General features: G+C 66.2%; 22 protein-coding genes and 1 other RNA gene. 9 read left to right on the top strand and 14 right to left on the bottom strand.

Translation table 11 applies throughout. The features are described from left to right. Window positions 1-10: 10 nt before the first annotated feature. On the top strand, window positions 11-886 hold the full coding sequence (locus QMZ16_RS08730) for an NAD(P)-dependent oxidoreductase (RefSeq protein WP_282602945.1): 876 nt from the start codon (window positions 11-13) through the stop codon (window positions 884-886). Between the two features lie 3 nt (window positions 887-889). On the opposite strand, the gene QMZ16_RS08725 is transcribed toward QMZ16_RS08730, so the two are convergent. The 11 genes from QMZ16_RS08725 to ectA all read right to left on the bottom strand — a co-directional run bounded on the left by QMZ16_RS08725 (window position 890) and on the right by ectA (window position 9,372). Beyond that, complete coding sequence (locus tag QMZ16_RS08725) at window positions 890-1,726, bottom strand: CHAD domain-containing protein (RefSeq protein WP_282602944.1); 837 nt, start codon at window positions 1,724-1,726, stop codon at window positions 890-892. A 61-nt stretch (window positions 1,727-1,787) separates the two neighbouring features. Continuing rightward, window positions 1,788-2,024: a ribbon-helix-helix domain-containing protein gene (locus QMZ16_RS08720; protein WP_022706456.1), complete on the bottom strand. Its 237-nt coding sequence runs from the start codon at window positions 2,022-2,024 to the stop codon at window positions 1,788-1,790. Then, entirely contained in the window at window positions 2,017-2,205 is a 189-nt protein-coding gene (locus tag QMZ16_RS08715) for a DUF4169 family protein (protein WP_282602943.1), read from the bottom strand. Before QMZ16_RS08715 ends, QMZ16_RS08720 begins: the two co-directional genes overlap by 8 nt. 85 nt (window positions 2,206-2,290) lie before the next feature. Further along, on the bottom strand, window positions 2,291-3,685 hold the full coding sequence (gene fumC / locus QMZ16_RS08710) for a class II fumarate hydratase (RefSeq protein ID WP_282602942.1): 1,395 nt from the start codon (window positions 3,683-3,685) through the stop codon (window positions 2,291-2,293). 96 nt (window positions 3,686-3,781) lie between these two features. Next, entirely contained in the window at window positions 3,782-4,654 is an 873-nt protein-coding gene (locus QMZ16_RS08705) for a dihydrodipicolinate synthase family protein (RefSeq protein ID WP_282602941.1), read from the bottom strand. Window positions 4,655-4,659: 5 nt separating this feature from the next. Continuing rightward, on the bottom strand, window positions 4,660-5,142 hold the full coding sequence (locus QMZ16_RS08700) for a ClpXP protease specificity-enhancing factor SspB (protein ID WP_282602940.1): 483 nt from the start codon (window positions 5,140-5,142) through the stop codon (window positions 4,660-4,662). Window positions 5,143-5,243: 101 nt separating this feature from the next. After that, window positions 5,244-5,598: a transfer-messenger RNA gene (ssrA, locus tag QMZ16_RS08695) on the bottom strand. Window positions 5,599-5,654: 56 nt separating this feature from the next. After that, on the bottom strand, window positions 5,655-7,088 hold the full coding sequence (locus QMZ16_RS08690) for an aspartate kinase (protein ID WP_282602939.1): 1,434 nt from the start codon (window positions 7,086-7,088) through the stop codon (window positions 5,655-5,657). A gap of 3 nt (window positions 7,089-7,091) precedes the next feature. After that, complete coding sequence (locus tag QMZ16_RS08685) at window positions 7,092-7,484, bottom strand: ectoine synthase (RefSeq protein WP_022706450.1); 393 nt, start codon at window positions 7,482-7,484, stop codon at window positions 7,092-7,094. A gap of 23 nt (window positions 7,485-7,507) precedes the next feature. Beyond that, entirely contained in the window at window positions 7,508-8,782 is a 1,275-nt protein-coding gene (gene ectB / locus QMZ16_RS08680) for a diaminobutyrate--2-oxoglutarate transaminase (RefSeq protein WP_282602938.1), read from the bottom strand. A 56-nt stretch (window positions 8,783-8,838) separates the two neighbouring features. Then, entirely contained in the window at window positions 8,839-9,372 is a 534-nt protein-coding gene (gene ectA, locus QMZ16_RS08675) for a diaminobutyrate acetyltransferase (protein ID WP_282602937.1), read from the bottom strand. A gap of 224 nt (window positions 9,373-9,596) precedes the next feature. Here ectA and QMZ16_RS08670 point away from each other — a divergent pair, with 224 nt between their 5' ends. After that, on the top strand, window positions 9,597-10,100 hold the full coding sequence (locus QMZ16_RS08670) for a MarR family transcriptional regulator (RefSeq protein WP_022706447.1): 504 nt from the start codon (window positions 9,597-9,599) through the stop codon (window positions 10,098-10,100). A 50-nt stretch (window positions 10,101-10,150) separates the two neighbouring features. On the opposite strand, the gene gndA is transcribed toward QMZ16_RS08670, so the two are convergent. The 3 genes from gndA to QMZ16_RS08655 all read right to left on the bottom strand — a co-directional run bounded on the left by gndA (window position 10,151) and on the right by QMZ16_RS08655 (window position 12,795). Further along, window positions 10,151-11,554, bottom strand: coding sequence for an NADP-dependent phosphogluconate dehydrogenase (gndA, locus tag QMZ16_RS08665; RefSeq protein WP_282602936.1), 1,404 nt, complete (start codon window positions 11,552-11,554; stop codon window positions 10,151-10,153). A gap of 111 nt (window positions 11,555-11,665) precedes the next feature. Next, the gene (locus tag QMZ16_RS08660) at window positions 11,666-12,100 is read right to left on the bottom strand and encodes a PaaI family thioesterase (RefSeq protein WP_028725589.1); all 435 of its coding nucleotides are present in this window, start codon (window positions 12,098-12,100) and stop codon (window positions 11,666-11,668) included. 149 nt (window positions 12,101-12,249) lie between these two features. Continuing rightward, window positions 12,250-12,795: a biotin transporter BioY gene (locus QMZ16_RS08655; protein WP_282602935.1), complete on the bottom strand. Its 546-nt coding sequence runs from the start codon at window positions 12,793-12,795 to the stop codon at window positions 12,250-12,252. Between the two features lie 240 nt (window positions 12,796-13,035). Here QMZ16_RS08655 and QMZ16_RS08650 point away from each other — a divergent pair, with 240 nt between their 5' ends. Genes QMZ16_RS08650 through mnhG form a run of 7 tightly spaced genes read left to right on the top strand, consistent with a single transcriptional unit; the run spans window position 13,036 to window position 18,753 of the window. Continuing rightward, entirely contained in the window at window positions 13,036-15,336 is a 2,301-nt protein-coding gene (locus tag QMZ16_RS08650; protein ID WP_282602934.1) for a putative monovalent cation/H+ antiporter subunit A, read from the top strand. A 1-nt stretch (window position 15,337) separates the two neighbouring features. Next, entirely contained in the window at window positions 15,338-15,757 is a 420-nt protein-coding gene (locus QMZ16_RS08645; RefSeq protein WP_282602933.1) for a Na+/H+ antiporter subunit B, read from the top strand. Window position 15,758: 1 nt separating this feature from the next. Beyond that, the gene (locus QMZ16_RS08640) at window positions 15,759-16,133 is read left to right on the top strand and encodes a Na+/H+ antiporter subunit C (RefSeq protein WP_282602932.1); all 375 of its coding nucleotides are present in this window, start codon (window positions 15,759-15,761) and stop codon (window positions 16,131-16,133) included. Further along, on the top strand, window positions 16,130-17,629 hold the full coding sequence (locus QMZ16_RS08635; protein ID WP_282602931.1) for a Na+/H+ antiporter subunit D: 1,500 nt from the start codon (window positions 16,130-16,132) through the stop codon (window positions 17,627-17,629). The genes QMZ16_RS08640 and QMZ16_RS08635 overlap by 4 nt, the downstream gene beginning before the upstream one ends. Continuing rightward, entirely contained in the window at window positions 17,626-18,102 is a 477-nt protein-coding gene (locus QMZ16_RS08630) for a Na+/H+ antiporter subunit E (protein ID WP_022706439.1), read from the top strand. Before QMZ16_RS08635 ends, QMZ16_RS08630 begins: the two co-directional genes overlap by 4 nt. Window positions 18,103-18,106: 4 nt before the next feature. Then, window positions 18,107-18,397 (top strand): monovalent cation/H+ antiporter complex subunit F, encoded by a 291-nt coding sequence (locus QMZ16_RS08625; RefSeq protein ID WP_022706438.1) that lies wholly within the window; start codon window positions 18,107-18,109, stop codon window positions 18,395-18,397. Next, window positions 18,394-18,753, top strand: coding sequence for a monovalent cation/H(+) antiporter subunit G (mnhG, locus tag QMZ16_RS08620; protein WP_022706437.1), 360 nt, complete (start codon window positions 18,394-18,396; stop codon window positions 18,751-18,753). The genes QMZ16_RS08625 and mnhG overlap by 4 nt, the downstream gene beginning before the upstream one ends. Window positions 18,754-18,836: the final 83 nt, after the last annotated feature.

Here is an 18,836-nt window from a genome sequence, read left to right as displayed (position 1 = left end):
TGGGGGACGTATGGCTAAGACGGCATTTCTGGGATTGGGCGTGATGGGCTTTCCGATGGCGGGGCATCTGGCCGCCGCGGGACATGACGTGACCGTCTTCAACCGCACGTCGGCCAAGGCCGAAGCCTGGGCGGAACAGCATGGCGGACGTCACGCCGCGACCCCGCGCGAGGCCGCGTCGGGCGCGGAATTCGTGATGGCCTGCGTGGGCAATGACGACGATCTGCGCGCGGTCTGCCTTGGCCCCGACGGTGCCTTTGCGGGCATGTCGGCAGGCAGCATCTTCGTCGATCACACCACGGTTTCGGCCGAGGTGACGCGCGAACTGGCCGCCGCCGCGCGCGATGCCGGGATCGGCTATGTCGATGCGCCGGTGTCGGGCGGGCAGGCGGGCGCCGAGAACGGGCAGCTGTCGGTGATGTGCGGCGGCGATCAGGGCGAATACGACCGGGCCGAGCCGGTGATGGACGCCTATGCCAAGATCTGCCGCCGGCTGGGCGAGGTCGGCGCGGGCCAGATGACCAAGATGTGCAACCAGATCGCCATTGCGGGGCTGGTGCAGGCGCTGTCGGAATCGCTGAACTTCGCGCAGACGGCGGGCCTCGACATCGAGAAGGTGGTCGAGGTGATCAGCCAGGGTGCTGCCGGAAGCTGGCAGATGCAGAACCGCCACCAGACCATGGCCAAGGGGGAGTTCGATTTCGGCTTCGCGATCGACTGGATGCGCAAGGATCTGGGCATCTGCCTGAAGACCGGCGACGAGCTGGGCGCGCCCCTGCCGGTGACTGCGCTGGTCGATCAGTTCTACAAGGATGTCCAGCGCATGGGCGGCGGGCGTTGGGACACCTCGGCGCTGATCGCGCGGCTGGCCGATCCGAAGGGCTGATCCTCAGGGGATGTCGGTCCACCAGACCGGCGCCCCGCGCAGCTTGCGCCAGGCCTTGGCGGCCTTGGCGCGGGCGCGCTCCTCGGATCTGGCGGCACCTTTCGGCAGGTCGGCCCCCTTGGCGCGCATCGTCACCAGGTCGTTCACGACCCCAAGCGCGTCCTGCATCCTGGACATGCGCTTCTGCATGGGCGCGGCGTCCTTGTCGAACAACCGCCCGAAGAATTCCGACAAGTAACGCATGTCCTTGGACCGCTTGCGGAAGTCGTGCAGTTCCTCGGGGTCCAGCCGGTCGAGGTCGGGGCCGAATGCCAGAAGCTCGGTCCAGGCGACCTGAAGCGCCCGGGAGGCGATGACCGGCAGCGGCGCATCGGCCAGCCTGCGCCGCGCATCGCCGCGGATCGCGCGGATGCGGTCGTGCAGCACGCGCTCGACCTCGATCCTGAGCGACAGCTCCTGCGTATCGCGCAGCTGGTCGCGCAATTCGCCGCGCAGGCATGCGGCATCCGCGCGTGCATCATCGGTGCCAAGCGCCTCGGCCCGCACATCGGCATCGCGCAGCGGCCCCAGCTGCTGTCCGCGTGCCTTGAGGATGCGGGCAAGCTGCTTCTGCGCATCCCTGGACAGCATGTCCCGGAACCCCCGGACAAGCGCGCGCATCCGGCGCAGCGCGACACGCGCCTGATGCACGGATTCGGGGTCGTCGGATGTCAGGATGTCCGCGCGGTGACGGTCGTGCAGGGCGGCGTTCTCTCGCAGCAGGCGGCGAAATCCGTCCAATGCGTTGGTATCCGTGGCAAGCCCTGCCGATTTCGCCATCTTCGCGGCCTTGCTGCCCATCTGTCCCCTCCGGTCTGGTGGCCCCAGCCTAGCAACAGGGGGCGGGCATCGGCCAGCGCCTTCAGTCGCGCGATTGCGCGCAGGCCAGCACGAACAGGCGCAGCGCGGTGGCAAGGCCCACCTCGGGGGGGCGGGCATGGTCGATCTGGCCGATCAGCAGCGCGCGGGTCGTGCCCCTTGCGCGGGCCTCGGCCTGCAGGGCCTGCCAGAACGCATCTTCCAGCGAGACCGAGGTGCGGTGCCCGTCGATCGTGACCGAGCGTTTGGCGGGCGCGGCAAGGGGCGGCAGGTCAATCATCCGCGCCGTCATCCTTGCGATGCGCGTCCCACAGGCTGCGGATGCGGGTCTCTTCGGCCTCGCGGGCGTCGCGCAGGTGCTTGGGTTCGCCAAAGCGGGCGGCGTTGCGGTCGCCCTCGGCGCGCTTGGCATCGCGGTCGCGGGATTTGCGGGCCTGTCGCAGGTTGATGATGCGGGTCATGGGGTCCGGAATGGGAAAGGGGCGCGCCAAGCATAGCGCGCCCCGGTGGTCCATCGTCAAGTGGCCCGTCATGGGCCGGTCGGGATCAGCCCTTGGGGCCGATCATGTCCTCGGGGCGGACGATGCAATCGAAGGTCTCGCCATCGACGAAGCCCAGTGCGATCGCCTCTTCGCGCAGGGTCGTGCCGTTCTTGTGCGCGGTCTTGGCGACCTTGGTGGCGTTGTCATAGCCGATGGTGGGGGCCAGCGCCGTGACCAGCATCAGCGATTCCTTCATCAGCTTCTCGATGCGTTCGACATTGGCTTTGGTGCCCACGACCATGTTGTCGGTGAAGCTGCTGGCCGCGTCGCCCAGAAGCTGCATCGACTGCAGCACGTTGTAGGACATCATCGGGTTGTAGACGTTCAGCTCGAAATGGCCCTGCGATCCGGCAAAGCCCACGGCGGCGTCGTTGCCCATGACATGCGCGCAGACCATGGTCAGCGCCTCGGCCTGGGTGGGGTTCACCTTGCCCGGCATGATGCTGCTGCCCGGCTCGTTCTCGGGCAGGATCAGCTCGCCCAGGCCGGAACGCGGGCCGGAACCCAGCAGGCGCATGTCGTTGGCGATCTTGAACAGCGATGCCGCGACCGTCTTGAGCGCGCCCGAGAACATGACCATCGCGTCATGGGCGGCCAGCGCCTCGAACTTGTTGGGGGCGGTGACGAAGGGCAGGTCGGTGATCTTGGCGATCTCGGCTGCGATGGCCGTGTCCCAGCCCTTCTTGGTGTTCAGGCCGGTGCCGACGGCGGTGCCGCCCTGCGCCAGTTCATAGATGTCGGGCAGGCAGGCCTTCACCCGCTCGATCCCCTTGCGGACCTGGTGGGCATAGCCGCCGAATTCCTGGCCAAGCGTCAGCGGCGTCGCATCCTGCGTATGGGTGCGGCCGATCTTGATGATGTCCTTGAACTCGTCCGACTTGGCCTCCAATGCGGATGCCAGCTTGTCCAGGCCCGGCAGCAGCACGTCGCGCGCCTGCATGGCGATGGCCACATGCATCGCGGTCGGGAAGGTGTCGTTCGAGGATTGCCCCATGTTGCAGTGATCGTTGGGGTGGACGGGCTTCTTGCTGCCCTTCTCGCCGCCCATGATCTCGATCGCGCGGTTCGAGATGACCTCGTTGGCGTTCATGTTCGACTGCGTACCCGAACCCGTCTGCCAGACGACCAGCGGGAAGTTGTCGTCGAACTTGCCCTCGAAGACCTCGGTCGCGGCCTGTTCCATGGCGGCTGCCAGATCGGCGGCCAGATCGCCATTGTCGCGGTTCACGCGGGCGGCGGCCAGCTTGATCGCGCCAAGCGCACGGATCATCGGGACGGGCTGGCGTTCCCAGCCGATGGGGAAGTTCATGATGGAACGCTGCGTCTGCGCGCCCCAGTATTTCGAGGCGTCAACCTCCAGCGGGCCGAAGCTGTCGGTCTCGGTGCGGGTATCGGTCATGCGAAGGCTCCCTTGGCGTTTCGCGGGGGTTTTACCCGCGCGGGACCGGCAGCGCAATTCGTATGCGATTGCATGCCGGATGATAGCGCCAGCAGATCAGTCTTGAAGCGCCTCGATCGCGGCCAGCAGCGAGGCCATCGCGTCATCGGGCAGGGGGCGCAGCGGCGCTGGCGGGCGGCTGGGCGTCAGCCCCATCGGACCCGAGGCCGCGTGGCAGGTGCGAAAGCCCCCGAAGCGGCGGAACAGGTCCCAGATCGGTTCGAACCGGCGATCCAGTTCCGCGACGCGCGCCCGGTCGCCCGCCTGCGCGGCACGCGCCAGTTCCAGCGTCTGCGCGGGCCACATGCCGCCCGCGACGCTGTACCAGGTATCGGCCCCCGCCAGCAGTGCCGCCGGACAGCCCCAATCCGCGCTGTAGCCTATCAGGAAACCTTCGGGCATCGCGGCGCGCAGGGCCGCAACCTCGGATGCGTCGCCCAGCAGCGGCATCTTGACCGCCGTGACGGTCGGGATGGTCGCCAGGCGCGCCAGCAGCGCCGTCGAGAAGGTGAAATGCGTGGTCGAGGGGTTGTTGTAGATGCAGATCGGCAGGTCCGAGGCATCCGCCACGCGGGCGAACAGGTCGAACACCTCGTCCTCGAACAGGGGGGCATAGGACATGGGCGCCAGCAGCAGGCCCGCCGCACCGCTGTCCGCCGCGTGGCGTGCCAGCCGCGCGGCCATGTCGGCGCGCAATGCACCGATGCCGGCGATCACGGGAATGCGGTCACCCGCGGCGTCCAGCGCCTCGGTCAGCACGTCCCTGCGCTGCGTCTCGGTCAGATAGGCGTATCCGCCGGTCGATCCCAGCACGCCCGCGCTGTCCAGCCCGGCATCCGCCATGCGGCGGATCAGGGGCGCGACGGCACCGGGAACGGGATCGCCATCGGGGTCGGTCGGCGTGATCGGAAACCCGCTGAGACCCCGCATCGACATCACTTGCGCCAGCGGTCCAGGCGCACGACCTCTCCGCCGCCCGAAGGGGGGGTGTCGTCGCCGTCATCCTCGGCATCCAGCTCGAACTCGGCGCCCTCTTCCTCGTCCTCCTCGTCGTCGTCATCGTCCTGCGTCTCGAATCGCAGGCCGAATTCGACCGAGGGGTCCACGAAGGTGCGCAGTGCGTCGAAGGGGATGACCAGCGGCTCGGGCTGGTTGCCAAAGTTCAGCGTGATGGTGAAATGATCGTCCTCGATCACGAGGTTGTCGAACCAGTGCTGGATGACGATCGTCATTTCCTCGGGATAGCGCTGGCGCAGCCAGTCGGCCATCTCGACGCCCTCGTCGCGGGTGTCGAAGGTGATGAAGAAGTGGTGGTCGCCCGGCAGCCCCTCATCCGCGATCTTGCGCAGCACCTCGGCGATCAAACCCTGCATCGCCCGATGCATCATTCCGCCATAATCGATCCCAGCACGGGCCATTCCGTCACCTTTCGTTCCTTGCCCCCAAGCATAGGGATATGGCGGGGGATGAAAAGGGGGCCACGGGCCGAATTCGACCGGTTCGCGAGAGATGGGGAAAAGGTGCAGGATTCTGTTGCAAGGCTCCTGCGGGCCCCGCCTTGCGCGGCTAAGCGCAAGGAGTTAGGTTTCGGTTACCCGAGCTGCTTACGCAGCCAGAGCGACCGGAGCACGGTTGTCGTTGGCAACTGTACAATTCGCACCGATAACGGTGGTAGCTCACCGGGACAAAGCAAACACCTTTAGACGTTCGTCGATCCTGTTTCGGCCCCATGGTCCCCCAACGAGGGTATCTGGTGGAGCCGCCGGGTACCGCCCCCGGGTCCGATCCGCTTATTACGTGCGCGTTTATGTCCATAGTCCGGGTTGCCCCGAACGGGATTACACATAAGCGTCGCAGTTCCGGGCCGCAAGGGGATCACGCGAAAAGGGCGCCCCGAGGGACGCCCTTCACAAAATCGTTCGGCTGAAGATCAGGCCGCCTTGCGGATGAACTGGTCGTTGCCTTCGACCAGCGCGCCGTGCAGGGCCTTGATCGCGGGCTTCAGCATGTCGCGTTCCACGATGTACTGGACCTCGACGGGGCGGGGCCCCTGGGTCGCGCCGATCGCTTCCAGCCCGTTGTCGGCCAGCGCCGCCAGACCGCGCGACAGGACCGCGAGGCCCGTCAGGTCGCGCCCGACCGCCGCCGCCATCGCCACCGCACGAGAGGTCACCTGCGCCGAAGGATAACGCTCGGCCAGGTCCTTCTCGACCCGGCGCAGCACCTTCAGGCTGGTATCGACGTAATGCGTGATCGTGTTCGCATTCGACACCTTGCTGACGATGCGCACCTTGTGACGCGTCAGCGCCTCGAGGATCGCCGCGTCATAGCCCTTGGCGCCGACCATGTCCTGCTCGAACAACTCCAGCGCGAACAGGTCGAGGCCGGTGACGATCTCGACAGCCGCTTCCTCGGCGGGCTGATCGTCGATCAGCGTGCCGGGATCGTGCGGCTCGAACGCATTGGTGACGCGCAGCGAGACGCCCGACTGGCGCAACGTCTTGGCGGCCTTGGGGTGGATCGCCTCCATCCCCAGGTTCGACAGCTGGTCGGCCACGTCGTAATTCGTGCGGCCCAACTTGCGGACGGCTTCGTGCCCGACAAGGTTCGGATCCGCCGAGGACAGATGGAATTCCTTGTGGATGATCGCTTCCCGCGCGCCGGTCAACGCGGCCAGCTTCGAGAAGGTCACCTCGGAATAGCCCCGGTCGAATTCGCGCATCAGTCCCTCGCGGCACTGGGCATAGCCCGTGACGATGGGCATCTCGGATGCGGGATCCACGCCTTCCATCGCGCCGGTGATGCGTTCCTCGAGGCTGACCTCGCCTTCGTCGCGCCAACCCGACAGGTCGACGAAACGGGCGGTGACGCCCGCGCGCTGCAGCATCAGGGTGGTGACGAAGGCGGAATGCGCCTCGCCCAGGCCCGACAGCAGCTCGCGCGTCTGCAGCATGTGTTCCGACAGGCGGAAATGGCCATAGGAGCACAGGCGCTGCAGGTCGATCAGGCAGTTCTTCGCACCGACAAGGCGATCGCGCACGAAGGCATCCGCACGCTCGATATCGCCGGGATGGTCGAGGACGTCGCGATGGGCCGCGATCATCGCATCGCTTGCGCGATCCAATGCCGCCATCCAGGCGTGGTCGTCCTCGCCCGCAGCGAAGGCGGCATAGACGCCGGGTTCGCCCGACTTCTTGTGTTCGAGAAGCAGGTTCGTGATGCCGCCGAAGGCCGACACCACGAAGACGCGGTTGTACAGGTCGTCGCCCGTGCGGTCCCCGATCAGCAGCGTGTCGCGCAGCTCGTGTACGCGCGACATGGACGTGCCGCCGATCTTCTCGACCGTGTGACTGGCACTACCCATGGCTTATGCCGACTCCTCGGCGGGGGCATAGCTGCCGTCCTCGCGGTGGACCTCGGTCCCCGTGACGGGCGGGTTGAAGCAGCATGCCATCACCAGCGTCTCTTCGGCGCGCAGGGTGTGGTGGTCGTGCAGGTTCAGCGCATACATGACGCCGGGCGTGATCTCATGCGTCTCGCCGGTGGCCAGATCGGTGATCGAGCCCTTGCCCTGCATGCAATACACGCTCTCGAAGTGGTGCTTGTAGTGGAACGTGTGTTCCGAACCGGCTTCCAGCGTGGTGATGTGGAACGAGAACCCCATTCCGTCATCGGCCAGCAGCATGCGGACCGAGTTCCACTGGGCGTCGGACACCGAACGGTCGGTGCCCTTGAGTTTGTTGAAATCGCGTACAATCATGATTTTTCTCCCGCTTTGCGGTCTTACTTCAGCACGTCGCGTGCAGCGTTCAGAAGAATGTCGAAGCCCTTCTCGAAGGTCGCGACCGGCGTCGTCAGCGGTGCCAGCACCTTGACCACCTGATCCTCGTTCCCCGAGGTCTCGATGATCAGGCCATCCTTGAAGGCGCGCTTGCAGATCGCCTCGGCCAGTTCGCCGGTGCCGACATCGACACCGCGCATCAGGCCACGGCCCTTGAGGTAGGCGCCGGGGATCATGTCGGCCAGCTGCGTCAGGCGCTTCTCGATCAGGGCGGCCTTGTCGGCCAGCTCGGCCTCGAACGCCTTGTCCGACCAGAACTTCTCGATCGCGACGCGGGCGGTGACGAAGGCGTGGTTGTTGCCGCGGAACGTGCCGTTGTGCTCGGCGGGGCCGAAGACGTCATGTTCGGGGCGCACCAGCACCATCGCCAGCGGCAGGCCGAAGCCCGAGATGGATTTCGCCAGCGGCACGATGTCGGGCATCACGCCGATCTCCTCGAACGAGAAGAACTTGCCGCTGCGGCCGCAACCGGCCTGGATGTCGTCGATGATCAGCAGGGCGCCGTGGCGCTTGGCGATGTCGGCGACGGCGCGGACGAACTCTGCCGATGCGGCGTTCAGGCCGCCTTCGCCCTGGATCAGCTCCAGCATGATCGCCGCAGGCGCGTCGATCCCGCCCGAGCTGTCGCTCAGCATCTGGTCCAGCAGCGCGGCGCTGTCGACGCCTTCGGCATAGCTGTCGAAGGGCATGCGCGTCACGCCATGCGTGTCCATGCCGGCGCCGCCGCGGTGATAGCCGTTGCCGGTCGCGGCCAGCGCGCCCATGGTCACGCCGTGGAAGCCGTTGGTGAAGGTCACGATATTCGTGCGACCGGTCACCTTGCGGGCGATCTTCATCGACGCCTCGACGGCGTTGGCACCGGTCGGGCCGGTGAACATGACGCGATGGTCCATGCCGCGCGGTTTCAGGATGTTCGCCTCGAAGGCCTCGAGGAAGCCTGCCTTGGCGTCGGTATGCAAGTCCAGGCCATGCGCCACGCCATTGCCGGCGATATGGTCGATCAGCGCCGCCTTCATGTCGGGGTCGTTATGTCCATAGTTCAGCGAGGAACAGCCCGCGAGGAAGTCGATATACTCGTTCCCCTCGCTGTCGCTCATGATCGAGCCCTGGGCCCCGGTGAACATGGCGGGGATGCCACGGCAATACGAGCGGGCCTCGCTCTCGCGGCGTTCGAAGATCTCGGTCGAATTCTGGATGGCGTTCATGTCTTTGGGCATGACAGCTCCTTTCGCACATTGTGCGTCAAAGTAATTTCAGCGCGGACGGGTTGGTCTCAGGCGGCCTTGGCGGTCGCTTGGCAGGGCAGGGTGATGGTCACCATGTGCTCTGTCGCGTGGCGCCCGTCGAAATGGTCGTCGCGCGTGTAATGCGGGTCGTCGCTCAGCTTGCCGCCGATGTCGCGGGCAAAGCTGCGGAACAGCGCCCAGGAGGCGTCGTTGTCCCGCGTGATGGTGGTGTTCAGGACTTCCGCGTCCATCGTCTCGTTGCGGTCGATCAGGTCGCCCAGCATCTTCTTGGCCAGACCCAGCCCACGTGCCTTGGGGCTGACGGCGACCTGCCAGATGAACAGCGCGTCCTCGTTCGGGATCATGTGACCCGAGATCCAGCCGAGGATCTCTCCGTCGATCTCGGCCACGACGCAGGTGTCGCGGAAATGTTCGGCCTGCACCAGGTTGCAGTACATCGAGTTCTCGTCCAGCGGCTTGCAGGCGCGCACAAGCTCCCAGATGGCCGACCCATCGGTCGGTTCGGGCTTGCGCAGCACCAGCTGCTGGCTTCGGTCAATGTCCTGCACATCCTTGGGCATAGGCTTCTCGTCCTCAGTTGCTTCGGGATACTAAATAGTTAAAGCACCCTTTGGTTGCAACAGAATCGACTGAATTCGCTGGATTTCTTCCTAAGGGTTTAATCGCAAACGGTTTATTGTCTGCCTTTCGACGTGGCAGTCCCGCGAATATCTTAGTCAAGCAAAATATTCGGACAACGCAGTTCCCCGTTGGCAAGGTTCCGCCGCAATGGCATATTCGGAAGATGAACCAGAATGTCGTCGATCCGCGTACCGACGCGGCACTCATCGCCTTGCGCCGGATCCTCCGCGCGACGGAACAATACGAACGGGATCTTGCGCAGTCCGTGCGCCTGACCCCGGCCAAGCTGCGCGTGCTGCAGATCCTCGGCGGGGCCGAGGGGCGAAGCGCCACGCCCACGCGGCTGGCGGGGCGGATGGGCGTCAGCCAGGCGACCGTGACGGCCCTTGTCGATCAGCTGGACAAGCTGGGCTATACGCGCCGCGAAAGGTCCAGCGCCGACCGGCGGCAGCTGAACGTCATCCTGACAGAGGCGGGCGCCGAGGCGCTGTCCAGCGCGCCCGACGCGCTGCAGCAGAACTTCGTCCGCGGCTTCCGCTCGATGGAGGATTGGGAGCAGTCGATGCTGGTCGCGTCGCTGGAGCGCGTCGCCTCGATGCTGAACGCGCAGGGGCTGGACGCATCGCCCGTCCTGACATTGGGGGAAATCGGCCGCCCGCGCGGCTGATCCTTCGACAATCGATGCAGAAAAGGGGGGCCGCAGCCCCCCTTCGTCGTTCAGCCGGCGTTCATCGCCCAGGGGCCGTGGCTGTTCTCCACGTCGTCCAGGCGTTCGAAGCCATGCGCGCCGAAGAAGTCGCGCTGCGCCTGGATCATGTTCGCGGTGCCGCGCGCGGTGCGCATCATGTCGAACCACATCAGGCCCTGCGCCAGCGCGGGCATGGCATGACCGGCGGCGATGGCCTTCGACACGACCTCGCGCAGCGCGGGTGCGCCCTTCTCGATCAGGTCCGCGAAGAAGGGGGCCATGATCAGGTTGCGGTTCGGATCCTCGGCCAGGGCCTCGGCCATGTCGTTCAGCATGGACGAACGGATGATGCAGCCCGCGCGCCAGACCTTGGCGATCTCGGGCAGGTCCAGCGTCCAGCCGAAGCGTTCCGAGGCCGCCGAGATCATCGTGAAGCCCTGCGCATAGCAGAAGATCTTGCCCGCGATCAGCGCCTGTTCCAGCAGGGCGGGGTCGATGTTGCAGGGCTGGGGCGCCGCGCCGAAGCGGTCCTGGCCTGCATGGCGTTCGTCCAGGCGCGCCGAGACGTTGCGCGCCATGACGGCGGCCTCGATCACGGGGATGGGTGCTGCAAGGTGCTGCGCCTCGATCGCGGTCCAGCGACCGGTGCCCTTCTGGCCCGCGCGGTCCAGGATCACGTCGGGCATGGCCTTGCCGGTATGGGGATCGGCCGCCGCCGTCACCTTGGCCGAGATCTCGATGAGATAGCTGGACAGCACGCCCTCGTTCCAGCGCGAGAACACCTCGGAGATCGCGCCCGCATCCATGCCGTCGCCATCGCGCATCAGGCCATAGACCTCGGCGATCATCTGCATGTCGGCATATTCGATGCCGTTATGGACCATCTTGACGAAATGGCCCGCGCCCGCTTCGCCCATGCGCGCGGCGCAGGGTTCGCCATCCTCGGCCTTGGCGGCGATCGCGTTCATGATGTGGGACACGCGGTCCCAGTCGGCCGCATCGCCGCCGCCCATGATGGCGGGACCGTGGCGCGCGCCTTCCTCGCCGCCCGAGACGCCCATGCCCAGGAAGCGGAAGGGCAGCCCCGCGGCATCGCGGCGGTTCGTGTCGTGGAAATCGGCATTGCCCGCGTCGATCACAAGGTCGTCGGCATCCAGCAGGGGCTTCAGCGCCTCGAGCTGCGCATCGACGGCCTCGCCTGCCGGGACCATCAGGATGATGGCGCGGGGCGGCGTGATCTGCGCGACCAGCTGTTCCAGGGTTTCGGTGGGGATCACGCGCGAGGCGAGATCGCCCGCCGTGTCGTGGAACTTCTGCGTGACGGCCGCGGTGCGGTTCCAGACCGCGATCGGAAAGCCTTTCTCGGCGATGTTCAGCGCCAAGGCGGCCCCCATCGTCCCAAGGCCGATCAGCCCGATTTCTGCCTGCGCCATGGCGTCTCCCTTTCACGAAGTGAATCTTTGCCGGATGCGTTTACGCCAAGGGCGGGGCGGTGTCACGGCATCCGAACCTGATCGTTCGATCAAAAAACGGATGAAGCCCGGTCAGCCCAGCCTGATCAGTGTCTGGAGGCCCGTGGCGACATGGCTGCGCGTGCCGCCATCCTCGGCCCAGACATCCAGCTGACAGACGCTCAGCGTGCGGCCCGACTTGATGACGCGGCCCCTGGCCTCGACCGCCTGGCCGCGGGCGGGGTTCAGCAGGTTCAGCTTGAACTCGGTCGTCAGCACCTCCTGGCCCGGATCGAACAGGGTGAAGGCCGCATAGCCGCCCGCGCTGTCGGCAAGGGCGGTCGTCGCACCCGCATGGAAGAAGCCGTGCTGCTGGCTCAGCTGCGGGCGGAAGGGCATGCGCAGGACGACCTCGCCGCAGCGGATGGTCGAGATCTCGGCCCCGAGATGCTGCATCAGGCCCTGCGCGGCAAAGCTGTCTTCCAGCCGCGCGACGATTTCGGGGTTCAACGGGCCGGAACAATCCATCTGTCCCCTCCTGGTGGTTCTGCCGACAGATTGCGGCAGAAGGGCGCCTGGGGGAAGGGGGCAGGACGCAGGGTCGCGAAAAAGCGGACATGAAAAAGGCGCGGCGGACATCGCTGCCCGCCGCGCCCGTGATTAATGGCCGTTGGCGATCAGCGACGGAGGCGGTTCGCGGCCTCCAGCAGCATCGCGCCGACGCCGATCTTGACGATGTCGCCCAGCAGGAAGGGCATGACGCCAACCGCGATCAGCTTGTCGGCGGGCACGAAAGCCGACAGCCAGATCAGGCCGGGGACATAGATCGCGACGGTGCCCAGACCCATGGCCAGCGCGCGCATGCCGAGGCCGCGCCCCTGTGCCAGCGCGCCGGTGACCACCATCGACAGCGCCATGCCGATCAGGAAGCCCGTCGTCGGCCCGGCCAGATAGGCAAGACCCACCCCGCGTTCGGGGCTGCCCGCGAAGACCGGAAGCCCGGCCAGGCCCGCCGCCATGTAGGCGCCCATCGCCGCCAGGCCCAGACGCGGGCCAAGCGCCGCGCCGATGATCAGGACGGCCAGCGTCTGCAGCGTCATAGGCACGGGCCAGAACGGAACCTGGATCTTGGCGCCGATGGCGATGAGGACGGCGGCGGCCAGCGTGATGGTGACCTTGCCCGTCAGGCTGTTCGGGGCGGCGATGCCCTTGGCAAGCTGCATGGCAAATCCTTTCATGACATTCGAGAATCGCGCGGATGAACCCCGCGCGAGGGTTGCGGCATCGTGACGCAACGGAACCGTCGGGCGCAAGTCCCCGTTTGTCGCAGCCTGCCAAGGCGCATCGGCGGCGCGGATGAAATTCGCGTCAGGATGCGCATCAGGGCCGTGCCGCTCTGTTTCAGGCCAAAAAAGGATGCTAGACAGGCTTTTCAATTACATGCCGCGATGGGGGATCGAGACATGGCCGGGGATTATCCGAAGGTCGAACGCGTGATGGGAGGTCCCGCCGGCTGGGTGTCGATCCTGTTCCCCGCGATCCTGTTCACCTATTTCCTGAACCTGCTGCCCGAGGTGGTCGAGGGGCCGGTGACGGCGGGCTTCGACTGGGTGCCCGCACTGGGCGTCCAGATGTCGGTGCTGCTGGATGGGCTGAGCATGATGTTTGCCCTGCTGATCACCGGGATCGGCACGGCGGTCACGCTGTATTCCTGCCACTATCTGGGCGATCACCCGCATTACCCGCGCTTCGTCTGCTATCTGCTGATGTTCATGGTGGGCATGCTGGGGCTGGTGCTGGCGAACGACCTGATCGCGCTGTTCGTCTTCTGGGAGGTGACGACGATCTCGTCCTACCTGCTGATCGGGTTCAACGCCGACCAGGCCTCGTCGCGGCGATCCGCGCTGCAGGCGCTGCTGGTGACCGGGGCAGGGGGGCTGATCCTGCTGGCCGGGCTGATCCTGCTGGGCAGCATCGCGGGCACGTTCCGCATATCCGAGATCCTGACGCAGGGCGACATGATCCGCGCGCATCCTGCCTACGGCGCGATCCTGATCCTCTTCCTGGCGGGCGCCTTCACGAAATCCGCGCAGGTGCCGTTCCACTTCTGGCTGCCGAACGCGATGGCCGCGCCGACGCCGGTCTCGGCCTATCTGCACTCGGCGACGATGGTGAAGGCGGGCGTCTTCCTGATGGCGCGGATGAACCCGGTGCTGGGCGGCACGGATGCGTGGTTCTGGATCCTGATCCTGTTCGGCGGGGTCACGGCGGTCTTCGCGTCCGTCATGTCGATGCGCCAGACCGACATCAAGCAGGTGCTGGCCTATACCACGCTGATGGCATTGGGCACGCTGACCATGTTCATCGGCGCGGGCACGCATTACGCGATCATGGCGGGCATGCTGTTCCTGCTGGTGCATTCGCTCTACAAGGCCGCGCTGTTCCTGATGATCGGCATCGTGGACCATTCGACCGGAACGCGCGACGCGACCGTCCTTCGCGGCCTGTCGAAGGCCATGCCGCTGACGGGCATCGCCGCCGCGCTTGCCGCGCTGAGCATGGCGGGCATCCCGCCGCTTCTGGGCTTCGTGGGCAAGGAATACATGTACAAGGCCGGCATGGACCTGCCGGGCCTGGGCGCGATCTGGGTCACCCTGATGACCTTCGCGGCATCGGCGCTGATGTTCGCGGCGGGCGGCATCGTCGCCTGGCGTCCCTTCCGCGGCGAGCTGGCCGAGACCCCGCACCACGCCCACGAGGGGTCCTGGCCCATGCTGGCGGGGCCGCTGGTCCTGGGCGCACTGTCGCTGATCTTCGGGCTGTTCCCCGGCATTCCGGGCCATTTCCTGATCGGCCCCGCGACCAATGCCGTCGAGGGCGCCGTCCACGAGGTGCACCTGCACCTGTGGGGCGGGATCAACATGGCGCTGTTCCTGTCGATCCTGACCTTCATCGCGGGCTGGCTTCTGTATCGCAACCACGAGGGGATCCGCGCGCGCCTTACGGCCTTCGAGGCCCGCAGCCCGATCGATTTCGACGCGGGCTGGGACCGGCTTCTGGACGGGTTCAAGGATTTCGCGGGCTGGCTGACGGGGATCGTGCAGAACGGCAACCTGCAACGCTATCTGGCGGTGACCTTCACCACCTTCGCGGTGCTGGTCGGAGGCACCTACCTGGTGCGCGGCGCGTTCGAGGTCGGCCCGCGCCTGATCCAGCTGGGCGCCCATCCGGTGCAGTGGAGCGTGCTTCTGCTGATGATCGCGGGGTCGTTCCTCGTCGTGTCCACCACCAGCCGCATGACGGCGGTGGCGGGGCTGGGCGTGGTCAGCGTCGGCGTCGCGATGGTCTTCATCATGTTCAGCGCGCCCGATGTCGCCATCACCCAGCTGCTGGTCGAGGTGCTGATCATCGTGCTGGTCACGCTGGTCATGCTGCGGCTGCCCTATCTGCCGCCCAGAAGCGAGCTGCATTTCCGCTTCGGTCACGCGATCATCGCGACCTCGGTCGGCGCGGTCGTCACGCTGGTCCTGATCGCGATGCTGTCGGGTCCGTTCGACCGCAAGCTGACGGATTACTTCGAACAGACCGCCTATCCCGAGGCGCATGGCCGCAACATCGTCAACGTGATTCTGGTCGATTTCCGGGCACTGGACACCTTCGGCGAGATCACTGTGGTCGCGATCGCCGCCATCGGCGCGCTGGCCCTGCTGCGCGGCATCAAGACCCGGAATACCGGCAACCAGAACGGCAGCGAGGAGGCCTGACTTGCAATCCCTGATCCTGACTACGGCCACGCGGCTGCTGGTGGCGCTGCTTCTGGTCTTCTCGGTCTATGCGCTGCTGCGGGGGCACAACCTGCCGGGTGGCGGCTTCATCGGCGGGCTGATCGGGGCCACAGCCTTCATCCTCTATGCGATCGCGGCCAGCGTCGACGAGGCCAAGGCCGCGCTTCTGGTCGATCCGTCCAACATCGCGGTCGCGGGACTTGGCGCGGCGGCGATCGGGGGGCTGGCCTCGGTCCTTGCGGGCAAGCCGTTCCTGACCGGGCTGTGGCTGTTCCTGGGCGCAAGCGAGGGGGGCAAGGGCCTGCCCCTGTCCACGGTGCTGATCTTCGACACGGGCGTCTATCTTGCCGTCTTCGGCGGTATCCTGACGCTGGTCTTCGCCCTGGAAGAGGAAACCTGAGATGGAGCTTCTCCTTGCCATCACCTCGGGCGTCCTGACTGCCGTCGCGGTCTACCTGATGCTGTCGAAGAACCTGCTGCGCTATCTCTGGGGGCTGGTGCTGCTGTCGAACGCGGTGAACTTCGTGATCTTCCTGGGCGGTCGCCTGACCCCCGGCGCGCCGCCCCTGATCGACGAGGGCGACTATGCCCCCGCGGGCGAGGTCGCGAACGCCCTGCCGCAGGCGCTGGTCCTGACGGCCATCGTCATCAGCTTCGGGCTGATGGCCTTCGCGCTGGCGCTGATCTATCGCACCTACATGACCCTCGGGACGGTCACCAGCACCGAGATGCGGATTGCAGAACCCCGACCCCGCAAACCGGAGTCCGATGAATGAGCTGGCTGCTTGTCTATCCCATCGTCATCCCGCTGCTGACGGCGGTCCTGACCTATATCCTGCGACACAACCCGGCGGGGCGGTGGATTTCCGTGGCGGGCACGCTGGCGCTGCTGCTGACCAGCATCATGCTGCTGGCATCGGTCATCCGCGACGGGGTGATCGCCGCGCAGATGTCGGATTGGGGCGCGCCCTTCGGGATCACGCTGGTCGCCGACTATCTGGGCGCGGTGATGGTCGTCATCACTGCCATCACCGGCCTTGCCACCGTCGTCTATTGCATCGGCGAGATTCCCGAGCGGCTGGAGCGTCAGGGCTTCTTCGCGCTGCTGCAGGTGCTGCTGATGGGCGTCTGCGGGGCCTTCGTGACGGGCGACCTCTTCAACCTCTATGTCTGGTTCGAGGTGATGCTGATCTCCAGCTTCGGGCTGCTGGTCATGGGCGGCACGCGCGAACAGCTTGACGGCGGGGTGAAATACGTCGCCCTGAACCTGGTATCCACGGTGATGTTCCTGGCGGGCGTCGGCATCCTCTACGGGATCACCGGCACGCTGAACATGGCCGACCTGCACCTTGCCGTCCGAAAGGTCGAGAATACCGGCCTGCTCAGCTCGGTCGCGGTGATGTTCATGGTGGCCTTCGGGGTCAAGGCCGCGCTGTTCCCGCTGTTCTTCTGGCTGCCCGCGTCCTATCACACGCCGCCGGTCGCGGTCTCGGCGATCTTCGCGGGCCTGCTGACCAAGGTGGGCGTCTATGCCCTGATCCGGGTCTTCACGCTGATCTTCGACCAGGATGTCGGATACACGCATACGCTGATGCTGTGGCTGGCCGTGGCGACCATGGTGATGGGCGTCCTGGGTGCCGCGGCGATGAACGATTTCCGCCGGATCCTATCGTTCCACATCGTCAGCCAGATCGGCTACATGGTGCTGGGGCTTGCGCTGTTCACGCCGCTCGGGCTTCTGGGGGCGGTCTTCTACCTGGTGCACCATATCATCGTGAAGGCGAACCTGTTCTTCATCGCGGGCGTGGCCAAGCGCATCGGCGGATCGACCGATCTGTCGAAGCTGGGCGGGCTCTATGCCCATGCGCCGGTGCTGGCCTTCCTGTTCCTGATCCCGGCATTCTCGCTGGCGGGCTTCCCGCCGCTGTCGGGCTTCTGGGCCAAGTTCCTGGTGGTCAAGGCCGCGCTGGATGCGCAGATGTGGGTCGTGGCGGGCATCGCGCTGGCGGTGGGCCTGCTGACGGTCTTCTCGATGACCAAGATCTGGGGCGCGGCGTTCTGGCCCGACCACCCCGAGGGCGCGAAGCCGCGCCTTGGCGACATCCCCGTCTTCGAGCGTCTGGCCATGATGCTGCCCATCGGCGCGCTGGCGCTGCTGACCTGCGTGATCGGCCTCTTCCCCGAACCCTTCGTCAACTTCGCCGAGATCGCCGCCGGGCAGCTTCTCGACCCGAGCGACTACATCTCCACCGTGCTGGGGGTGCAGCCATGAACCATTTCGCCGTAAACCTGATCCTTGCGATCGCCTGGGTCGCCCTGACCGGCAGCCTGACGCTGACGGGCCTTCTGACGGGCTTCGTGCTGGGCACCGCCGCGATGTGGCTGGTCCGGCCGCTGTTCCCGCGCAGCCGCGGCTATTTCGCGCGACTGTATTTCTGGTGCCGCCTGGTGGTCATGTTCGTCTATGAACTGTTCGTCAGCAGCCTGTCGGTCGCCAAGGACGTGCTGACGCCGGGCCAGAACTCGAAGCCGGCTTTGCTCGAGGTGCCGATCTCGGTGACGACGGACCTGCAGATCGCGCTTCTGTCGAACCTGGTGTCGCTGACGCCGGGCACGCTGACGCTGGACGTTTCCGAGGATCGCAAGACATTGTATGTCCACGCCATGTTCGCATCGGACCCCGAACAGATCCGCTGGCGCATCCGCGAACATCTGGAACTGTGGATCCGGGACGCGACGGAGTAAGCCGATGACCATTCTCGATTATGCCATCCTTGTCGCCTTCGTCTTCGTGATCCTCGGGATCGTGCTGGCGGCGGTCAGGCTGTTCCGCGGCCCGACCCTGGCCGACCGGATCGTGGCGCTGGACATGATGACCGTGCAGCTGGTGGCCTTCGGGGCGCTGATGGCGCTTCTGTCGCGCGACGCGGCATTCCTGGACGTGGCGGTCGTGCTGGCGCTGGTGGGTTTCCTGGCCACGGTGTGCCTGGCCCGTTACCTTGAACAGCGCATCCTGCTGAAGGCGGAGGAACGCGAATGATCACCGAGCTTGTCATATCCGCACTGGTCGTCATCGGCGGGCTCTTCTGCTTTGCCGCCGGCCTGGGCGTGCTGCGCCTGCCGGACGTGTTCAACCGGATGCATGCCTCGACCAAGGCCGCCACGCTGGGGTCGGGAATGATCCTTGTCGCCGTCGCGGTGCTGTTCGGCGAAAGCACGATCATCGCGCGTGCCGTCGCGGCGATCCTGTTCCTGCTGCTGACCGCGCCCGTCGCCGCGCATCTGATCGGGCGCGCGGCCTTCCGCACGGGCGTCCCCATGGTCGAGGATACCGCCTGCGAACCCGGCGTGGCCGAGGCCCTGCGCAAGCGCGCGGGCGGGCAGAAGCTGCCCTGACGGTCCGTCATCCTGCGCGCGGGCTTTCCAAACCGGCCCGCGCGTCGTAGATATCTGGCGAATGGCGGACGAACCGCCCGAGC

Origin of the sequence: Paracoccus sp. PARArs4, assembly GCF_947311865.1 — a bacterium.
GTDB classification, from domain to species: Bacteria; Pseudomonadota; Alphaproteobacteria; order Rhodobacterales; family Rhodobacteraceae; genus Paracoccus; species Paracoccus zeaxanthinifaciens.
Note: the sequence above shows the minus strand (reverse complement) of the source record. Positions and strands in the feature narration are given on the sequence as shown.